The sequence below is a fragment of the Thermocoleostomius sinensis A174 genome, from assembly GCF_026802175.1.
GTDB lineage: Bacteria > Cyanobacteriota > Cyanobacteriia > Elainellales > Elainellaceae > Thermocoleostomius > Thermocoleostomius sinensis.
Genome location: NZ_CP113797.1, coordinates 1520318 through 1541178 on the forward strand (window position 1 = coordinate 1520318; position 20861 = coordinate 1541178).

Genomic DNA, 20861 nt, shown 5'->3' on the forward strand with positions numbered 1-20861 from the left:
TTGGCAATCTCTGGATCTCATAGGCTCCATCCCAAGGTTTCTGCGACTTGGCTAGCTAACTGAAGGGGATCAAAGGGTTTGGCAATGGCTCCTTGCACGCCTAACTCATCGTAGCGTTGCCGATCAGCCGCTTGCACCTTCGCGGTCAGCAAAATCACTGGAATTTGACAAGTCGCTGGATTTGCTTGTAACTGCTGAAAGGTCGTGGGGCCATCCATATCGGGCATCATCACATCCAATAGAATGGCATCGGGGCGATCGGCGTCTGCCTTGGCAATGCCTTCACGTCCTGAACTTGCTGTTGAAACCTGCCAACCCGCAGTAGTGCGTAAGCAAATCTGGGTAATTTCTTGAATATATTGTTCGTTGTCAATTACGAGAATGTGTTTAGTCATGAAAGCCTACACTCGCACTTGAACAGTGATACTGAGTATAAGTCGAGTATAGATTGAGTATAAATTGTTGAACGATCGCCTTGAAGTGGCTCGAATCGGAAATGTCATTGCTGAGTGCCTGATTGGGCAAAATTAGCCGCCATAATCACTCATAATCCCTGACAGGTTAAGCTGAGTTAAACCGTCTAGGATTTAATTATTTGATTTTCAACTATTTATGGCGTTGTTGGATAAGCGATCGCGTTGAGGTCAGGTTTCAAGATGGTATGCATAGCGGCGATCCCTCTGATTTGGTGCGTCGCTGAGTGAGAGAAGACTGGTGCTTCAGGCAGTGAGACGAGGAGTGGATGCGGCTGACTCCTTGGGTGTGTCTTCGCAGCAAAAGTCTGGTTTAAGATTCATCTGGTCGCCGTTTGGGGCATGGGTTGGGAGTGATTCAGCCGGCAGGTGCTTACATAGCTGATCAAGACGCTCGCTCAGCACATCCAAACGACGCTCTAAAAAGATAGTCCGCTGGTCAATCCGGCTATCAATTCGCCCCCAATCAAGCGGCGGAATGGTTTCAGGGGATTCTAGTTGCTGGTGCACGATCGCCATCAGCCACTCCTCTAGGGTTTGACCCGATTGATCGGCTTTGGCTTTGGCTGCTCGATAAAGGTCTGGTGGAAATACGAGTTTGATTTTTTTGTCCATTGTGCCAGTCCTGTTGGTTAGCTCCTGATAACTACGTCTTGACTGAAGCCCGATTTCATGCCATCTACAGCAGTCTTTCATTAGTATCCGCAATCCTGCGGAGTCACTGTAGGTGCTTTACACCAACTTTAAGAAATGGTGAAAATTTGGCGTCCGTAGAACTACGTTTTTCGATCGTGATGCTCCTGCCAGTTTCGATCGTGATGCTCCTGCCAGCGGTTCATCCATTTGGAGGACGTTGCCGATTGAGTGATTGGGTCACTCTAAGGATGGGAATGGTATCGAAAGATAGCAAAGGTATCTTGACCATCCGTCTAGCATCCCGCACCAAACCCATATAAGCCAATATTTATGCTTGAACCTATGCGTTAGTGCCTTGACATTTGTAGGATAAGAGTCATGCAGCCTGGGATTTTTACTCGTGTAATGAAAATTGATCAGCGACGGACTTCAACCCCGACTCAGGCTAAATTAAGATGTCTTGTGGTGATTGGAACAATCGCGTTGGCTTACTTGCTGACGGCACGGCTGTCGCTGGCAGTGTTGAATTTAGGCTCTAGTGCATCTCCGGTTTGGCCACCCGCTGGAATTGCGTTAGCGGCACTAGTGTGGGGCGGACAATCGGCAAGTCTTGGGGTTGCTTTAGGAGCGCTGTTGTCTAACTACACACTGGGAGTTAGCTGGCAATTGTCTGCTGGATCAGTAGTAGGTACAACTTTACAGGCGATCGTAGGAGAGAGTCTACTGCGTCGCTATCGTTTCCGGTCAAGCATGGAACGGTTGAGCGATGTTCTGAGTTTGGCGATCGTGGTTCTGGTGTCTCCGTTGGTCAATGCCACCATTGGAACACTGAACGCTGTTTGGGTGGGTCACTTTGGCTGGGACAGTGCGGCTCAAAATTGGTGGACGATTTGGCTAGGGGACGGTATGGGAATTCTCGTTGTCACCCCTTGTTTATTGACATTTCGGCACTGGCTGTATCAAGAGCGCTGGCAAGAGGTTTTGTGGCGAAAGCAACGTAGCACTCCCTCCAAGGTTTCAAGTTTTGCCAAAAAATTTCACTATTTTCTTCATTGGTTTAGTTCATGGGCTGCTTTGTCGGCTGAAAATCAACCGCGTGTTCTCAATCGGTTAGAAGATTTACAACTTGCCGCAACCAGTCGATCGCAGACCGAGCGCTGGCTATGGCTCGGCTCGTTAATTGCGGTGAGTTGGATTGTGTTCTATTCTCAACCTACCCAAGCAACAGCCCTTTATCCGATTGAATATTTCCCATTTCCATTTGTGATGTGGGCCGCGTTGCGGTTCGGGCAATTTAGAGCGGTCTTAGCCAGTTTTATTTTGTCGGTGATTGCCATTAGTGGCACAATTCTCGATCGCGGCCCGTTTAATGCGAAAGCAACTAATTCTAGCCAGGAAATTTTGCTGTTGCAGGCGTTCATCGGAGTTATCACAATTACCGCCTTGATTTTAGCGGCCGTGATGGCAACTCGGCAGGCGGCTGAACGACAATTGCACTTGACGGCTGAGCGTAACCGTTTGTTGAGTGAGATGGCGATGCGCATTCGTCGATCGCTGGACTTACATGACATTTTGCAAACAACCGTCGAAGAAGTACGGCAGTTTTTGCAGGCCGATCGGGTGTTTTTCAGCCAATTTGATGCACAGGGACAAGCCCAAGTCGTTGCAGAATCGGTCGCACCCGGCTGGACATCAACCTTGGGCTGGACTTGTCCTCCATCGGACTATCAGGAAATTCAAGCGCTGTTTGCTCAAGATCCTATTAAAGTGGCGCATGACACGGCGCAGGAAGAGATTTCGCCGTTGGTGAAGCAGTATCATGAGCGGTATCAAGTGAAGGCTGGTATGGCGGTTCCCATTTTGCTAACTGCACAGGCGTCTCATCAGGGCTTGTGTACGTCGGCCGATCGCCTTTCCGGTTCTTCAGGACCACAACTGTTGGGGCTATTGGTTGTGAATCAGTGTTCAGGACCGCGTCAATGGCAGCCGCTCGAGATTGAACTATTAGAACAACTGGGAACACAAGTCGCGATCGCCATTCAGCAGGGAAAACTCTACCAACAAGTGCAAGATCTCAATACGAATTTGGAACAGCAAGTAACTGACCGGACTTTACAATTGCAAGCGAACATGACCGAACTGGAAGAGTTAAACCAATTGCGAGATGTTTTTATTCATGCGATCGCCCATGACCTTCGCACCACGGTAATGGGTAGTCTCATGGTACTTAAAAATATCCAGAATCAACCCGGCGATGAAAAGGTAGCAATTCCTCGTAATTTTCTAGAGCGAATGATTCAATCGGGCGAAATTCAACTATGCAAACTCAATTCCCTTTTAGAAGCCTATAAAAATAAAACTGAAGGCATTGTCATTCATTCACAACCAGTGGCTTTGCCATCGCTGATTGAAACCATTCTTTCAGATCTAAAAGCGTTTTTCGATCTCAATCAAGCTCAAGTTATCAATCACATTCCTGCTGACTTGCCAAACATCATTGCTGATTGGGAACAGTTGGAGCGGGTTTTTCGGCATTTGTTGGTGAATGCAGTGAAGCACAATCCTCCGGGTGTGCAGGTGATATTGCAAGCCACCGTGGAGGGCGATCGAGTGCGCTGTATCGTAGCAGATAATGGCAAGGGCATCAGTTCCAGTCAATGTGAACGTTTATTTGACCTCAGCATTGGCAATCAGCAGGAGCGGCAGCTAACGGGAATTAGTTTGGGGTTATATCTTTGTCAACAAATCGTTACGGCTCATGGCGGCAAGATTGGGGTGACGAGTCAACTAGGCAAGGGGTCGCAGTTTTGGCTGATGCTGCCGTGTTTGGGAAGTCGGGAATAGAGAATAGGGAGTCGGGAATCGGGGGGCGATCGTTATCCGACGTTGTAGGGGCTGGGGATGCATTCAAGGGTTTGAAAGACGGCTTCAGCGTTGCGTTCAGCGTCTTGCCCGATGGTAACTAAGATGGTGATGTAGTTACTTTGGTTACGATCGACGTTCATTTCGTATTTCATGGCGGGGACTTGGGCGGCTTGTTCAGGCAGTGTCAGCTTGCCCGTTTGAATGGTGACAGGGGCGATCGCGCCACAAAACTCGCGATATTCTGTCTGACTTTGCTCGACTTCAAAGGCTCCCTGTACTTGATAGGAGAATGAGAAGCCCGAGAAGAATTCGCTGGTGGCTTCTCGCTCAATTTCTAAGGTTTCTTGGCTGACTGGAATTTGCGCTACTAATAGCTCTACGGTGGGTAGAGGATCATCTGTAACTGGAATGGTATCCCCTTGCAGGATGGTGTTGCTAGTAACGACTGCCACTCTGGCCCCGCCTAAATTGGTGCCAAATACGCCTTGAGAACCGCCCGGAATACTGTAGGTGAGAATGCTGCGGGCGATCGCCTCGGAACGACCGGGATGAAAGGCATTATTCAAGGCTTTGACTCCCAATCCTGCTAACCCAATGGCGGTTAGCAACACGGCTCCGGCAGCAATGCCAATTGTTTCCCAAATGCTCACTGAGTATTGTGGCATTGAATCCGGGGATGGCTGAGAGGACTCGAACGAAGGCATAAGTTGTGGATGATGTGGTGCTCGGGGTTCTCTCCTCTTGTATAGCAGATGAAGAGAGTGAACGATCGACGTTTGCTCCGCTAGCCGATCGCCACAGGTTGTGGAATAGCGCCGGTCATCCGTTTGAGGTAATCGATTAGGTTTTCCAGTTGTTGATCAGCTTTCAGCACGCCCAAGCCGCGCACGGTAACTTTACCAGGGGTATAAACAAAGCGGGTTTTCAGGTGGTCTGGCAGGTTATCTTTCAGCAGGTTCCAGGCGGGTTCCTCCATGGGTGTTTCTAGAACCACATGCTGCTTGCCGTCTGGTTTGATTCGACTAAACCCAAGGGACTTGGCAATTTGCTTCAGTTCCATAATTCGCAATAGTTGTTGCGCGGCGGGTGGAATGGCTCCATAGCGATCGTTCCAATCAGCAGCAATTTGGGTCAGTTCTCGCTGGGAATGGGCGGAAGCGACGGCGCGGTAGGCACTCATTTTTTGGTCGAGATCGGGAATGTAATCCGCGGGAATAAAGGCCGTCAAGTTGAGATCGATCTGGGTATCATCAACTTGGGGAATTTCCTGTCCGCGAATTTCTTTGATCGCTTCTTCCAACATTTCCATGTATAAATCAAAGCCGATCGCGTTCATCTGCCCGGATTGTTCCGCTCCTAGCAAATTGCCGACACCACGAATTTCCATGTCGCGCACGGCTAGTTGATAGCCTGACCCCAGTTGCGTAAACTCTTGAATTGCTCGTAACCGCTGTCGAGCTTGCTCGGTGAGTTGGTTTTGCTTCGGGAAAAATAGCCATGCGTGAGCCTGAATGCCAGCCCGCCCAACCCGCCCGCGCAATTGATACAACTGCGACAAACCAAACTTTTGGGCGTCTTCAATCAGGATTGTGTTGACGCGGGGAATGTCTAACCCCGATTCGATGATGGTAGTGCAAACCAAAATATCGGCGTCGCCATTGCTGAAGGTGAGCATGGTCGCTTCCAGTTCGCCTTCTTGCATCTGACCATGGGCGATGGCAATGCGAGCACTGGGAACCATTTCACGAATACGACCCGCTGTTTCTTCAATGCCTTCCACACGCGGCACAACATAGAAGATTTGCCCACCGCGATCGAGTTCCTGCCGAATGGCGGTGCGCACCACTTCCCCATCATAGGGAGCCAGATGGGTTTTAATTGGGCGACGAGACGGCGGTGGTGTGGTAATCAAACTCATCTCTCGTACCCCCGACAGCGACATATACAGCGTGCGCGGAATCGGCGTAGCGCTAAGGGTCAGCACGTCTACCTGAGTTTTCAGTGTTTTAATCTTTTCTTTCTGGTTAACACCAAACCGCTGTTCTTCATCTACTACCAGCAAACCCAGATCTTTAAATTGCACACCTTTACCCAACAATTGATGCGTGCCCACCACCACATCTAATTCCCCAGTCGCCAGCCGTTGTTGAATCTCTTTGCGTTCTTCAGCCGTGCGGAAGCGATTCAGTAAGCCTACTTGAATGGGATAGGGGGCAAACCGTTCTTTGAGGGTGTGATAGTGCTGCTGTGTCAGAATGGTGGTAGGAGCCAGCAGCGCCACCTGCTTGCCAGCCGTAATTGCCTTGAAAATGGCGCGGATTGCCACTTCGGTTTTGCCAAACCCTACATCGCCGCACACTAGTCGATCCATTGGACGCGGGCTTTCCATATCGCGCTTCACGTCCTGAATTGCCTTCAGTTGATCTGGGGTCGGCTGATAGGGAAACGAATCCTCCATTTCTTGCTGCCACGGAGTATCGATCGGGTAAGCAAAGCCTTGCTGTTGCGCCCGTTGGGCATAAAGTTGGAGCAGATCAAACGCTACTTTTTTGATGGCTTTGCGAACTTTGCTCTTGGCTTTTTCCCATGCTTTCCCCGACATTTTATTTAGTTCGGGCGCCTCACTACCCGTACCGCGATAGCGCGATAGCGCATTCAACTGATCGGCCGCCACCCGCAGCAAGCCATCTGCATATTGCAGCACCAAATATTCGCGGGTTTCATTGTTAATCGTTAGACTTTCCAGCTTCAAAAATCGCCCCACCCCGTGATTGCGATGCACCACATAATCGCCCAGTTCTAGCTTATTGGGGTCAACTTGCTTCGAGGCGGCTTGCCGTCGCTTGCGAACATAAGTGGGTGTCGCCAAGGTATGCTGACCAAAAAACTCGCGATCGGTGACAACCACCACGCGAAACGTCGGCAGAATGAAGCCTTCTAGTTCCGCTAGTCCTGAATATTTCACCGCCACGGGCGTCCGCTGAGCTTGCAACTTATCAATCGCCGGATAATCGCGAGGATTTGGTACAAACTGAGCCGGACAGTCGTGTTCTTGCAGCAACGCCACCGATCGAGACGGTTGCGCCGACACCAACCAAATTGAAAAGCCTCGATCGCGCTCTTGCCGCAGCGTTTCTGCCAACCTAGCAAACTGATGTGGAATCGCCGGAACTGGACGACTCGACAGATTTAACCCATTGCCCTCCTCCGCCAATTCCGATAAATAAAGGCGATCGAACTGTTCGAGAGCAGTTAACGATTCGGTAAACGATCGATGGATAGGGGGGATTGAGGGTTGGGAGTTAGGAGTTTGCTCTTCTCGACTCCCGACTCCCGGCTCCCGATTTCCCAATTCCTGCCATTGTTCTTCAGCATATTCAAACCACCGATCGCTGTGAGCGCGGCATTGTTCGGGTTCGTCAATGGCAACGAGTGTGTCGCTCGGCAGGTAGTCCAACAGAGAGACAGGACGATCAAACGCTAAACCTAAAAATCGCCGCATTCCCTCCAACGGCGTGCCTGCCTGCAATTGCTCTAGCTCTTCGGGAGTGAGTAGAGACCCTAGAGATTCGAGTGTTCCCGTTGCCCTTAGCCCTTGCAGAATCAGGGGACGAAAATCGGTGGCCGTTAGTAGCAGCCGATCGACGTTATCGAGCGATCGTTGGGTGGACGGATCAAACTCGCGGATTTGATCGAGTTCATCACCAAATAGTTCCAAGCGCACTGGCAACTCAGACGCCACCGGAAACACATCAATGATGTCTCCGCGACGACTCCACTGTCCCTCCATTTCCACCAACGGCACGCGATCATAGCCCAAGTGCGCCAATTGCTGACTCAAATCTTCCAGATCCAGTTCCATGCCCCGCTGCAAGGTTAAGCAGTAGGGACGAAACGCCTCCACGGGTGGTAAATGCGGTTGCAGCGCTCGGGCCGTGGTGACAATGGCAAAGGTCGAGGGTCGGAGGTTTGTAGCATCAGCGTCAGGTTTATCTGCTATTGTTTCGCCTTTCTCCTTGGTTAAATCAGCCAGGACTTGTAGTTGTCCCCAAGTCATTTCCGATTCCGAGTCAAACGGTTCGTAGGGGGACGCCTCCGAAGTGGGATAAAAATGCAACGTTGCCCAACCCATCGCTTCTAATTGGGCCGCCCAGCGTCCGGCTTCCTCGAGTGTGGCCGTGACAACCAGCAAAGGCCGCTTTTGGGCTTGGGCTAAGGCAGATGCCACCAGTCCCTTGGGCAAACGAGAGATGCCGTTTAGCTGCAAGCAATGCTGTTGGTCAAGTTTGGACAACAGTTCGGTCGTGAGGGGCAAGCGTCCCAAGGCACGAGTGATGGAGGAGAAGGCCATACGCTCTGGAATCGGTGAAAAATTGGAAGGTTGAGGGGAAATGATACAGCAATTTACTAATGTTTACTATTCTAAAAGCTGTTTTTATGGAAGATGGGTCGATCGCAAGGCAGATCCTATCTCGGCAAACTTCTCGACAAAGGATTTTTTTCTTTGAAGAGAATGCTACCTTGCTTATATCTCTCAGTCCGATCGGTTAAGTTCCAACCTGTACTTTGCTGCCGCTATGTCTTCTCAAATTGTGATCATTTTGCTGCTCATTTTGGCCAATGGGCTGTTTGCGATGTCGGAGATGGCAGTTGTGTCGGCACGCAAAGCTCGACTTCAGGAACTAGCGGCTCAAGGCAACACCAACGCTCGCACCGCCTTGAGTTTGGCCGAGTCGCCCAATCGGTTTTTGGCGACAGTGCAAATTGGCATCACTATGATTGGAACCCTAGCTGGCGCCTTTGGAGGAGCCACCTTATCTGAACCATTAGCCGCCCATATTGCTCAAATTCCCGGCTTGCAACCTTATAGTGAAACGATCGCCTTTGGAACTGTTGTAGTGCTCATTACCTACCTTTCGCTGATTCTGGGCGAACTGGTTCCCAAACGGCTAGCTCTGAATAATCCCGAACGAATTGCTGCATTTGTGGCGGCTCCGATGCTATGTATATCGGGCATTACTGGGCCGATCGTATCCTTATTGAGCATTTCAACCGAGTTCGTTTTAAAGCTGCTGCGCGTCAATCCTCATACTAACGAACCCCTGGTTACGGAGGAAGAAATCAAGATTCTGCTGCGCCAAGGAGCCAAAGCTGGGGCCTTTGAGGCAGCCGAGCAAAACATGGTAGAGCGGGTGTTTCACCTAGGAGACCAACAGGCTAACGCCTTGATGACCCCCCGCCCCGATATTTGCTGGCTCGATCTCAACGATCCAATGGAAGTCAATCGACAAAAAATGATCGATAGTCACCATAGCCGCTTTCCAGTCTGTCAAGAAACACTCGACAATGTACTGGGGGTGGTTCATGTCAGCGATGTGCTCAACCGCAGCCTGTTGGGAGAACCGATCGATCTTACGGCTATGCTGCGCCAACCCTTGTTAATTCCTGAAAGCACCCGCGCCCTGAAAATCCTAGAGCTATTTAAGCAATCCGGCACTCATATTGCCTTTGTGGTAGACGAGTATGGTGTGATTCAAGGACTCGTCACTCTTAATGATGTGATGGAAGTGATTATTGGTGATGTCTCATTTGTCGATCAGCCCCAGGAGGCCGATGTTATCCAGCGTGAAGACGGGTCGTGGCTCCTCGATGGCATGTTGTCAATTAACGAAATTAAAGAGGTTTTGGACTTAGAACACTTGCCCGGAGAAGCCCGGGGTAATTTCCAAACCTTGGGTGGTTTTATGATCACAAACCTTGGTCGTATTCCCAAATCCTCTGATCATTTTGTTTGGGATGGATTTCGCTTTGAAGTCATGGATATGGACGGCAACCGAGTCGATAAAGTGTTGGTTGTGCCGCCAGAAATGGGCAAGCAAGGAACCAAGGATGAAGAATGAATGCGATGCTGAGTATTTCTGCGGTCAGATTCATACCGTAATTCAGTCATGCCCGGTCTATCTTCAGGGAGATTGGTAATTTTAAATTGGTTTGATATCGTTTGTTTCAATACATTAAGCGATCGTCATTGAGTTAACTTGTGTAGATTAACCACTAATCTATTTAGAATTATTCTTGCAGATCCAAGAGGTTCATGTCAGCTACGCTCAATTCTTACCTTCTTTAGCAGATTCCCAATAAGGCTTAAGCTGTAAGCGCAGCCGCAATTCGCACCTCTAGGTTGATGCTAGATCTTCGATCGCCAAGTTGATAGATACTTTGTATTGCAATTAATAAAAATAACCTAGCTGAAGGAGTACTACATGGGGTCTCTATCTGAGTTGACGCTGCCGATTCAAGATCCCGTTCTTATTTTTGGGATTTGCATGACGGCTATTTTGGTCGTGCCATTGCTACTGGAGCGTATTCGTCTTCCTGGCATTATTGGTCCCATTCTGGCAGGAGTATTATTAGGTCCCAGTGTATTAAACGTTTTAGAGAGAGGACAAGCGCTGGAACTGTTAGGGGCGGTTGGGCTGCTATACATCATGTTTCTGGCGGGTTTAGAAATTGACATGGGTCAGTTTCTGAAACACCGCAATCGCAGTTTAGTGTTCGGCAGTATCACCTTTCTCATTCCCCAAGTGCTAGGAACAATCATTTTTCGATATCTGCTTGGGTTTGATTGGGCCGCCGCAATTTTGATTGCTAGCATGTTTGCTTCACATACGCTGGTTCCCTATCCAATTATCAGCCGATTGGGAATTTTGAAGAATAATGCGGTTGTAACAACGGTTGGAGGAACCATCTTTACCGATACGATCGCACTGCTGATTTTGGTTGTGATTGCGCGATCGGTGCAGGGCGAACTCAATGCCATGTTTTGGTTCAGCCTTACCCTGTCGATGATCATTTACGTTGCAGCAATTCTTTATTTTTTGCCACGACTGACGCGCTGGTTTTTTCGCAATGTCGGTGATGGAGGACGCAGTGAATTTCTGTTTGTTGTTGCCATTGTGTTTCTGTGTGCCTTTGCGGCGAAAGCCGTTGGTACGGAGGCTATCCTGGGCGCATTTTTGGCTGGACTCACATTAAATCGATCGATTCCTGAACGTAGTCGCTTAATGAGCCGCATTCAGTTCTTTGGCGATACGTTTGTTATTCCCTTTTTCCTACTATTTATTGGTCTATTAGTGGATGTTTCTGTGCTTTTAAGTGGAGCACAAGCTTGGATTGTCATGATTGCCATGCTCTCCACGAACGTTGGCACAAAGTTTATCGCGGCCAAATTAACTCAGCGCATTTATAACTACACCAATCCCGAAATGTGGGTCATGTTTGGCTTATCCACCTGTGAAGCCGCCGCTACATTGGCTGCTGCCTTGGTTGGATATGAGTTGAACATTATTGGTGACGATGTGTTGAACGGGGTTGTGTTGATGATCTTTGCCACCTGTGTGCTTGGCCCGTCGATCGTAGAACGATTTGGGCGAGAAATTGCCAAGCAAGAACAAGAGCGACCCTATGAACCGCGCGAGGCCCCACAGCGAATTTTGGTTCCCTTGGCGAATCCGGCTACGTCAGAAACGCTGATTGATATTGCTGCCATGTTACGCGATCGAGGGTCTGAAGAAATGGTGTTTCCCTTAACAGTAGTAGCTGAGCGGCACGACTCTAACACTGAAAGTAATGTGGCAGGGGCAGAGCGGTTATTAGCTCATGCCGTGGTTCATGCCGCCGAGATTAATTTGCCAATTAATCCAGTGACTCGTGTGGCAGCCAATCCGGCTTCTGGAATTGTCGATGCTGCGACAGAACGCCGCATCAGTGATATTGTGATTGGCTGGAACGGTGTTCGGTCTACTCCACAGCGAATTTTTGGCGGCGTAATTGACCAGATGTTAGAGCAGGCGAATCAACAAATTTTAGTTTGTCGCTTAACTCATCCCATCAGTACCTTTAGGCGTGTTGTGGCTATTCTACCCGCCTTGAGTGATCACAATCCCAGCTTTTACGACGCTGTACGTACCCTGAAACATCTCACCGCTCAAGTTGGTGAAGAATTACAAGTGGTAGTAGTTGATGATGATCTCGATCGCTATAAACACCATTTCGATGCAGTCAAGATCGATGTCAAAACGAATCTCATTAAAACTAACTGGCGCGAGCTAAAAGGAACCCTATCAACCACCATTACAGATACCGATCTAGTCATCTTAGTAAGCGCGCGTCAGAAAACAGTTGCGTATACAGGCGAACTGAAGCGTCTGCCTAGAGAACTGGCCGATCTGCAACTGAGCTTCATTGTGCTCTATCCGTCCGAGCGCGAAGTTACAAGCTACAGACCGCTGAAACCGCATGGATTACCGGAAATCTTAGCAGAAGAGCGGGTTTTGCTAGATCTAGCGACTCCTTCGTATGAGAAAACGGTGGAAGCCCTACTGAGTACTGCCATACCGAAAGAAGACAAACGGCATTGGTCGGTCCTGAAAGCGCTAGTATATGACGATGTGGGCTATGCCAGTGAGGTTCTACCAGGTGTCATCATTTCCCATGCGCGGGTACGCGAACTAAAGGAGACGATGATGTTTTTGGGTACTCACCCAGAAGGCGTCCGGCACGAAGGCAGCAACCAACCGATTCATGTAATTGTCTTACTGCTTAGTCCAGATCAAGTTTCTACCCCAGATCACCTGGCTCAACTTTCAGAAGTGGCGCGCTATTTCAGTCATGCTGAAGACAAAGATTTTGCAACGTTGGCCGGCTATCGATCAATCGAAGAACTGCGCCAATGGTTTAATCGGCGTGATGCGGCTGCCCCTGGAACTTCGGTACAATCGTTTTGATTGATTAGTTGAATTAATGACGCAGCCTTAAACGAAGAACTTGGATGAAAAAGTTGTGGATGGGTAGATAGATTCCACTCATCCACTCTTTGACTCAATCAACCGTCTAGTTTCAACAACTCAATTCAACCTACTCGATATCGCTACTCAATATCAATCGAAGTCGGTCGAGAACTAGAATCTGTGGGTGTGCCCATCACAGAAACGGCTTTGCGATAGTCGGCATAGAGGCGATCGCGCCATTGCCAGAAAGGTAAGTAGGCTGGATTGTCGGCCAGCCCAGGAACTCCCTTACCTTTTAAGGTTTCTGGTAAATCCAAATAAGGACCGGCTGGAAATTTCACATACATGCTGAGACCAGCTACTGCAAAATCAGCCAAGGTGGGTTGGTCAGAAATTAAGTAGGGTTGCTCAGATAGGAGAGTGCTCAAGCATTCCAAATTTTGCTGCATAGCAGTACGAGCGACTTTTAGCGCATCTCCGCCAAATCCAGCCCCACTTCCAAGCAGGTCTAGGGCTTCACGGGGCAGCGATTCTACAACAGATCTGAGAAAGCCCGGAGCCGTCGTAGGCAAAGCCGCACTGCGCAAATCTGGGTTTTGGCTAAACGCTCCTAACATGACCTTGCGGGCATTCATGCCGATCGACTCGTCGGCCCACTCTTCCATGAGTAAACAAAGCGCGCGCTGTTTTGGATCAGTGGGAAGGATGGGGCGATCGGGATATTGCTGATCGAGGTACAGAGCAATTCTGGTTGAATCGGCAATTACAGCCGCACCGTCCTTTAAGACAGGGACTTGCCGCTGTCCAGACAGTCTAAATAAATCAAGTTGCCCTATGCCGGGCGTTACTTCAACCTTGCGATAGGCTAACCCCTTGTAATCCAGGATTAAGCGGACTTTTTCACAATAGTGGGATAACTCAAACTGATATAGCTCCAACATTAGAAACCTCCTGGCACAACTGGCAGCATCTAGGATGATGATTGTTGCAGTAAGCAACGTAAAAACCTTACAGCATACGTTTTGCTATTACCAAGTTAAATCTGCCTAAAGGTAGAGAAGCGGTTGTAAGCCTGGCTACAGTTCAGAATTCCAAACCGAATCCCATGAGACTCATATAAACTTCCTATCAAAATTGCTCTGAAATTCGGGATACAGTTTCATTACAAGAGCGTCATAATACAGAGATTAAATTTACAATTCCTTTACAAAGGGAGGATGAACCTCAATGCAAACACTGAACTTCGCCAAACTCGCTAAGCGTGCAATCGGTCTTGCAAGCTTTGCACTGGCAGGCACAGCAGTTGCCCTTCCAGCAATGGCTCAAGTCGAGGGTTCACCCGTTGAGTCCCCGTCTGCCGAGGAAGTTCTAACTCCAGAAGCGACTGAGCTTTCCACTCCCGATGTCGTGGTTCCCACTGAAACAATTGAATCTGGTGCAGAAACTCTAATGCCGGATACTGAACCAGTTGATGCAACAACTTCTACTGAGGTTGAAACGGTTGATCCGGCTGAAACAATAGAAACAACCGAGACACCTGCTGAAACAGAAGAATTGGCTCCAACTGAAGCAGAAGCCCCCGCATCTGATGAACTGTCCCCTGAAACCACTGAAGCTCCTAACTCAGAGGCTCCTGGCATTGCCGCTGGTTCTGGTACGATCGTCGATGTTGCGTCTGCTAGTGATACCTTTGAAACCTTGGTTGCTGCGTTGACTGAAGCTGAACTGACTGAGGTATTGGCAGGTGAAGGGCCGTTTACTGTCTTTGCACCAACTGACGAAGCGTTTGACGCCCTACCCGAAGGAACTGTAGAAGCGCTGCTGCTGCCTGAAAACCGCGAAACCTTGGTGAAACTTCTCACCTATCATGTGGTTCCCGGTTCCATTACCTCGGATGATTTGTCTTCGGGAGATGTAGCAACGGTAGAAGGCAGCCCTATTACCGTGACAGTGGGCGAAGGAATGGTCATGGTTAATGAGGCTAGCGTTATCCAACCGGATATTCCTGCCAGCAACGGTGTCATTCATGCAATCGATCGCGTGATTCTTCCCCCCGATCTACAACCGTAGTGAGTGAACTGTTGTTGGTAACGGTCTCTCCAATCAAGTCTCTCATTGATTAATTAGGGTGTAGCTCAGCTACATCCTTTTTTATTTCAAAATCCTTCAGATTTTGTGAAACCGCTGAACCTCTCGCCATACCGTCAAGTTTAGCCCTCACCCTCAATTCCTCTGCTACGGTGAGCGCGGGACGTTGATCTGACTCCCGTTGCCCTGTTTAGGAGCAGGGGCTGGGGGATGAGGGCGGTTCGGGGTAAACGTGGCCGGACATTAATTTTTTATGTTTTGGGTAGCTTTGGTGATTACAGGTCAAACTGTCCGCTACAGATTGCCGATCGATTCATGCCAGAAACCCGCCTTGGCAATGATCCCCATCCATTCTGACAATAGATGGGTAGCACTAGATGAAACCCTAAACGAGTATTACTATGAGCACAGCTATGAACAACATGGATGACAATCACCAAAGTCCAGAATTTTGGGACGGACAAGGGTGCGCCTTGTGTGCTGGTGAACAATATGAGGACGCGATCGCAGCATTTAACAAAGCATTGGCTCTTGATCCTCGCTATTGCAAAGCTTGGAACAATCGCGGTAACGCCCTCTGTGGGATGAAGCGTTATGCTGAAGCATTAGCTGCTTATGATAAAGCTGTGGCGTTGCAACCAGACTATCATCAAGCTTGGTTTAATCGCGGCTTATTGTTGGCTGAAATCATGGCCTATGGCAATGCGCTAGAGTCCTTCAATCGAGCCATTGCAATTAGCCCCGATCCACGCTATTTGCATGCCAAAGCCGATATTTCGGTGAAGCAGCAGGTGTTTGCCTAAAAAATTTCATTGTTATCAGGAGTAGCATTTGCAAGCCGTTCCAATTTGGCTCGCTGCGGTTGCCCTATGGTCGTCTAAGCGGCAACGTGAGTCACATCCTAGCATCGTTGGACGGGTTCATAGTAGTCACCTCAATAGCTGGTTACTGCGGCGCTGCTGAATTCAAGTTGGATTTGCCTTCATCCCCACCCCTGCTCCCAAAGGAAGAAGAGAGCCAGATTGCTTCCTCGCTGGTTGGGAGCGGGCGAAGGTGAGGGGGCGGTCAGATTCATATCACAATTCAGCCACCGTTACTGCTTTTAACCTACGCCCGATTTTTCTGCGGTTGCCCAATCGCCGACCTCGACTAGTGGTGAATTGAAATGGTGAGACTTTAACCGATCTGCTAACCGAATTGCCATTGCCACAATCATCAATGTTGGATTAGCATGTCCAGCCGTGGGAAATATAGAACTTCCGGCGATAAATAATCCCTCTACTCCGTGCACTTGGCAGTTGGCATCCACAACGCCATCTTGAGGAATAGCTGACATGCGAGTTGTGCCAGTTGGATGGGCCCGTTCAATAAAATGTGATTGCCAGTTGTCGTCAGCATTGAGCCAATCAGCCAAGTCAGGTTGTGGCAGGCCCAGTCGTTGAAATTCTTGAACAATCAAATGGCTGAGCCGCTGCACCGATCGTCTTTCCTGATTACTAATTTTCCAATTAAGTTTCGAGAGCGGCATCCCCAAAGCGTCTTTTTGGTCAGACAATGTCACGCGGCTGTCTGGATCGGGTGGCTGTTCGGTTAAGCACCAAAGTTCAATGCGATCGGCTTTTGTAATAGGAGGACGATGTTTGACTTTGCGGCGATATAATCCGTGGGCAATATCTGGTAATTGCGACGCAACCGCGAGTGTGTCTGGATAAAGCGATCGAGACAGTCCTGTCTGCTTAATGCTCTTAGTCAGCCGCATAATAGCCTGCCACGGCTCATTCAAAGCTGGAAATACTTCCAAGTAAGCCGCACAGTTAAGCAACTGTTCTTTAGCCTGTAAGGCTGGACTAAGCGCCACGCCGTGCAGGTAAACATGCCGCTTTTGTGCATCATCTAACCAGTAATGTCCAAAGAGGTTTTGTACGGCGGCAGAGCGGCGAGGATTGAACGTTCCCAAGACACAGCCGGCATGATCCATTAAAAACCGACCAACCCGATCGTAATGATTGCCTACACCATTGGGAATATAGCGATTGGACGCTAGTAACAGTCGAGCATTTTCAATTCCACCGCAGCATAAAACAAACGCTTTTGCTTTAATCTGAGCACGCTTATGATGTAGCGTGGAAACCTCGATCGATTGCACCTGTTTACCGACAGAGTTGGTATTAATATGAGTCACATTTGCGTGCAGCAGCACATGGATATTGTCTGCAATAGGCGGTAAGAAACCACGTCCAAACCGAGTTGGTTCATTAGGGGTATTCGGATGTTTACTAAATTGCCAGAAGGCTGATTTTAATAATGTAGGATCGAGCGTGAGTCGGGGACGTTGTACGCCAAATTGTTTCCACAGACGCTCATCATAACAGTTTGGGCCTAAGCCTAGGTTATAACTGGCTCGTTCTAAATAGGGATTTAGTTCGTGTCTAGAAATGGGCCAGCCAGAGTAAGGAACCCAATCACGATGCTGAAAATCAATCTCATCAAACGGAGCACAGCGTCCAGTCCAAATATGGGAAGTGCCGCCCCAAATTCGGTAACGCAGAATCTCCTGCTGCATGACTCGCGGCACTCCTATGCTTTCAATGGCATACAACGTTTGAGTATCTGCGTCTTCCTTCAACCCTCCACTTTCAATAATCCAAACTTGGATATTAGTATTGGCAAACTCTTTGGCAATTGATAGTCCGGCCGGACCGCTGCCAACGATACACAGATCAGTTTCAATAACAACATCATTTTCTAATTGATTGAGATCGCTGAATTTCACTCAGATTTAGCTCCTCATTTGTCAAATTGATTATGAAAGAAATTAATATTGAACGCATCGTTAAGGAATTCGATCAGGTTTAGTACGTATAGGTACGCGCTATCAACTCGCTCCTGTCCCTTAAAATTTGGACAAGAACAAGAATGAGCGGCACCTGAACCTTGCACCTATGGTTGATGCGGTGGGGTTCATTAACCTGATGAAGAACGCAGCACAGATTGCTGTCTGTGGAAAATCCAGATAACCCTGAGACCACAACGTTGAGAAGCAGGGATCTTCCAGATGTATCGTCTGGCTTAGCCGTGCCCGTTGGCGTTTGAGCAAAGCGCAGCTTGGTGCTGCCTCTAGGTCAATACAGCGGTTCGGATCATCAGCCTAGAAAACTTGTGCTCTAGCCCCTTGATTTCTTCTTTCCTAGATATAAAGTGCTTTTCGGGTTATGCCTGTAAATACATGATTAAGCTCGAGAACCAGTCCATGTAAAAAAGATGAATTTTGGCAGACAGCCAATCACTTGCCACAAATTTCTAACTAGCGATTAGCGGCGACGATCTTGCAACCTTCGGTACACCGCTTTGATATCAACTTGGTGAGCGGCCAACGCCACTAAGGTGTGATAGAGCAAGTCCGCCACTTCATTAGCGATCGCCTCTTTATCATCATCCTTGAATGCCATTACCACCTCTGCCGATTCTTCGCCAATTTTCTTGAGAATTTTGTTATCGCCGCCTGCTAGCAGCTTGCAGGTATAGGACTCTAGGTTGGGATGATCTCGTCGATCGCAGATAACCGTATAGACCTGTGACAAGGTATCAGCGGGTGGGGCTTGAATTGTGCCTTCAACTTGATGAAAGCAACTGCGCTCTCCGGTGTGGCAAGCAATATCCCCAATTTGCTTAACCGTCACCAATAGGGCATCACTGTCACAGTCATAGCGAATCGATTGCACCTGCTGTACATGCCCCGATGTCGCTCCTTTGTGCCATAATTCTGAGCGCGATCGACTCCAAAACCAGGTTTGTCCGGTTTCCAACGTTTTCTGAAGCGACTCTCGATTCATCCAGGCCATCATCAACACTGTGCCATCCAAATAGTCTTGCACGATCGCTGGCACTAATCCCTGCTCGTTGTAGCGAATTTGTTCAACGGGAATTGCAGATTGAAACGACACAGAACAGGACAAAGATTCAGAAATTGACATGGCACTGGTGCAGGTACAGGGACGAAATCAATACGGACCCAAAAACAAAGGAAAATGTAATCTCATCAACTATCTCATTGACCATTATCAATGCTACTGACATCAAATGCTGTTCTTTACGCGATGTGCAACAATCTAGCTCTCACCTCCCCAACCCCTCCTCTTCCCTATCTGAGCGAGGAGGAGTCAGAGAAGCAGGGCTGGGGATGAGAGCAGTACAGGATTCCTCCACCTCTGCCAGACAAGTGGTACATCGTGTTTTCTTTACCAATGGATAAACTTGCGATAAGGATTACGAACTTTCATAAACGATCGCCCAACTCTTCAAACAGGGGTGATATGTTAATAATCAAGGCACAGGGGAAAGAACGAACTCCCCAAACACCACTAGATTCAAGCTTGTGCCTCCTGCTTAATCTAGACGCAGCGCTCAGTTTCGGTAGAAACATTCCATATTTAGACGTGAGAATTGCGCTTTAGCCATTATTACAATTGAGTTACCTCCTGAGGCAGCAAGCGCATCCACATTAGCTCATTCGTCTCCTAAAGAGACAGGGTGTTCTCCAAACGATGGGGTGTTGCGATTTTGTCCACCCACCTTGTAACTTTAACGGTTAGATTCAATCGCTTAACTACTTCTAATCGGGGTCTGGCACAAAGTCAGACCCAACTGTGTTTTAAATGGCGAGGTTAAATGGCGAAGGAGTCGGGGTTAACCTCCCGCCTCTCCTAGATTTAAGAGGTGCGGGCAAAACAGGCGCACATGCTATGCATAGGAAATAGGTTGCGTCTGCTCTAACCCCCGACGTCCAATTACTGGGATACCAACTCCGGTTGATAACGAATTCCGGCTTGCTGGAATCGATCGAGGGCTTGCTGAAGGCGCTCGAGGTCAGCAATCAGGCTGATGCGAACATAGCCCTCACCCCCCGCACCAAAGGCATTACCCGGTGTCACGACAACCCCCGTTTGTTGCAAGACAGAGAGAGCAAAGTCAGTGGAGCCAATTTCAGGCGGGCACGGAACCCACAAATACATCGTGGCTTTAGATTTGGGAATGCTCCAGCCTAGTTTTGACAGTCCGTCAATGAGAAAATCTCGCCGAGTGCGATAGCGATCTTGTACTGCGTTTAAATATACATCCGGCAGTTGCAGGGCGGTTTCTGCGGCGGCTTGCAATGCCGAAAAGATGCCATAGTCCAAGTTGGTTTTTAGCGTGCGCAGACTTTGAATAATATGGCGATTGCCTACCACAAACCCAACCCGCCAACCTGCCATGTTATAAGTTTTAGACATGGTGTGAAATTCGACCCCAATTTCTTTGGCACCGGGAATTTCTAATAGGCTAGTGGGGTGAAAGCCATCGAAGGCTAACTCGGCGTAGCAAAGGTCGTGGACTAACATGATCTCGTAGTGACGGGCGAAGTCCACAATCTCTTCAAACAATTCGCGGGGAGCGGTGGCAGTGGTGGGATTGCTGGGGTAGTTAAAGTAAAGCATTTTGGCGCGTCGGGCTACGGCATCAGGAATCGCCGATAGGTCAATTAACCAGTGATTCTCCGGTTTCAGCACTAGCGGATAAATTTCGCCGCCCGCAATCAATGGCCCGCGAAAGTGAGCAGGATAGGAGGGACTAGGCACTAAGACCACATCACCTGGATTGACATAGGCGATCGCCAAGTGAGTTAAACCTTCTTTCGAGCCAAGCAGAGGTAAAGCTTCGCTACTGGGGTCAAGCTTGACGGTGTAGCGGCGGTAGTACCAGTCGGTAATGGCTTGTCGAAAACTGGCGGTTCCTTCAAACGGCGGATAGCCGTGATTGGCTGGGTTTTGCAGCGCGGCGATCGCGGCTTCTACAACGGGTTGGGGGGTGGCACCATCGGGATTGCCCATCCCTAAATCAATCAAGTCTAACCCTTGTTCTCGTGCCCGGGCTTTTAGCTCATCTAATCGAGCAAACACATAGGGCGGCAGGGTGCTGAGGCGATCGGCGGGGGTAATCCAGTCAGGTGTCATGCTGTGTTCAAAGGGATGAG

At 49.0% G+C, this 20861-nt stretch carries 13 protein-coding genes; 5 read left to right on the forward strand and 8 right to left on the reverse strand.

The genetic code is table 11. The features are described from left to right. Window positions 1–17 precede the first annotated feature (17 nt). Both OXH18_RS06585 and OXH18_RS06590 read right to left on the reverse strand, forming a co-directional pair. Window positions 18–395 carry a response regulator gene (locus OXH18_RS06585; protein WP_268611661.1) on the reverse strand — a complete coding sequence of 126 codons (378 nt, stop codon included), beginning with the start codon at window positions 393–395 and terminating at the stop codon, window positions 18–20. Window positions 396–719: 324 nt separating this feature from the next. Continuing rightward, window positions 720–1088 carry a hypothetical protein gene (locus OXH18_RS06590; protein ID WP_268611662.1) on the reverse strand — a complete coding sequence of 123 codons (369 nt, stop codon included), beginning with the start codon at window positions 1086–1088 and terminating at the stop codon, window positions 720–722. A 399-nt stretch (window positions 1089–1487) separates the two neighbouring features. Between OXH18_RS06590 and OXH18_RS06595 the strand changes: the two genes are divergently transcribed. After that, the gene (locus OXH18_RS06595) at window positions 1488–3953 is read left to right on the forward strand and encodes a sensor histidine kinase (RefSeq protein WP_268611663.1); all 2466 of its coding nucleotides are present in this window, start codon (window positions 1488–1490) and stop codon (window positions 3951–3953) included. Window positions 3954–3985: 32 nt separating this feature from the next. Here the strand turns inward: OXH18_RS06595 and OXH18_RS06600 are convergent, their stop codons facing one another. Together OXH18_RS06600 and mfd are read right to left on the reverse strand one after the other, a co-directional pair. After that, complete coding sequence (locus OXH18_RS06600; RefSeq protein WP_268611664.1) at window positions 3986–4639, reverse strand: hypothetical protein; 654 nt, start codon at window positions 4637–4639, stop codon at window positions 3986–3988. A 119-nt stretch (window positions 4640–4758) separates the two neighbouring features. Next, window positions 4759–8325 carry a transcription-repair coupling factor gene (gene mfd, locus OXH18_RS06605; protein ID WP_268611665.1) on the reverse strand — a complete coding sequence of 1189 codons (3567 nt, stop codon included), beginning with the start codon at window positions 8323–8325 and terminating at the stop codon, window positions 4759–4761. A gap of 226 nt (window positions 8326–8551) precedes the next feature. On the opposite strand from mfd, the gene OXH18_RS06610 reads away from it, so the two are divergent. Continuing rightward, entirely contained in the window at window positions 8552–9874 is a 1323-nt protein-coding gene (locus tag OXH18_RS06610; protein WP_268611666.1) for a hemolysin family protein, read from the forward strand. Window positions 9875–10237: 363 nt separating this feature from the next. After that, entirely contained in the window at window positions 10238–12760 is a 2523-nt protein-coding gene (locus OXH18_RS06615) for a cation:proton antiporter domain-containing protein (RefSeq protein WP_268611667.1), read from the forward strand. 143 nt (window positions 12761–12903) lie between these two features. On the opposite strand, the gene OXH18_RS06620 is transcribed toward OXH18_RS06615, so the two are convergent. Continuing rightward, window positions 12904–13704, reverse strand: a complete 801-nt coding sequence (locus OXH18_RS06620; RefSeq protein WP_268611668.1) for a glutathione S-transferase family protein — start codon at window positions 13702–13704, stop codon at window positions 12904–12906. 286 nt (window positions 13705–13990) lie between these two features. On the opposite strand from OXH18_RS06620, the gene OXH18_RS06625 reads away from it, so the two are divergent. Both OXH18_RS06625 and OXH18_RS06630 read left to right on the forward strand, forming a co-directional pair. Then, window positions 13991–14833 (forward strand): fasciclin domain-containing protein, encoded by an 843-nt coding sequence (locus OXH18_RS06625; protein WP_268611669.1) that lies wholly within the window; start codon window positions 13991–13993, stop codon window positions 14831–14833. Window positions 14834–15252: 419 nt separating this feature from the next. Next, window positions 15253–15654: a tetratricopeptide repeat protein gene (locus tag OXH18_RS06630; protein ID WP_268611670.1), complete on the forward strand. Its 402-nt coding sequence runs from the start codon at window positions 15253–15255 to the stop codon at window positions 15652–15654. Window positions 15655–15953: 299 nt separating this feature from the next. On the opposite strand, the gene OXH18_RS06635 is transcribed toward OXH18_RS06630, so the two are convergent. From OXH18_RS06635 to OXH18_RS06645, 3 genes are all read right to left on the reverse strand, one after another. Then, on the reverse strand, window positions 15954–17624 hold the full coding sequence (locus tag OXH18_RS06635) for a GMC oxidoreductase (RefSeq protein WP_268611671.1): 1671 nt from the start codon (window positions 17622–17624) through the stop codon (window positions 15954–15956). 538 nt (window positions 17625–18162) lie between these two features. Beyond that, complete coding sequence (gene hisIE / locus OXH18_RS06640) at window positions 18163–18825, reverse strand: bifunctional phosphoribosyl-AMP cyclohydrolase/phosphoribosyl-ATP diphosphatase HisIE (protein ID WP_268611672.1); 663 nt, start codon at window positions 18823–18825, stop codon at window positions 18163–18165. Window positions 18826–19638: 813 nt separating this feature from the next. After that, the gene (locus OXH18_RS06645) at window positions 19639–20841 is read right to left on the reverse strand and encodes an aspartate aminotransferase (RefSeq protein ID WP_268611674.1); all 1203 of its coding nucleotides are present in this window, start codon (window positions 20839–20841) and stop codon (window positions 19639–19641) included. Between the last annotated feature and the right edge of the window lie 20 nt (window positions 20842–20861).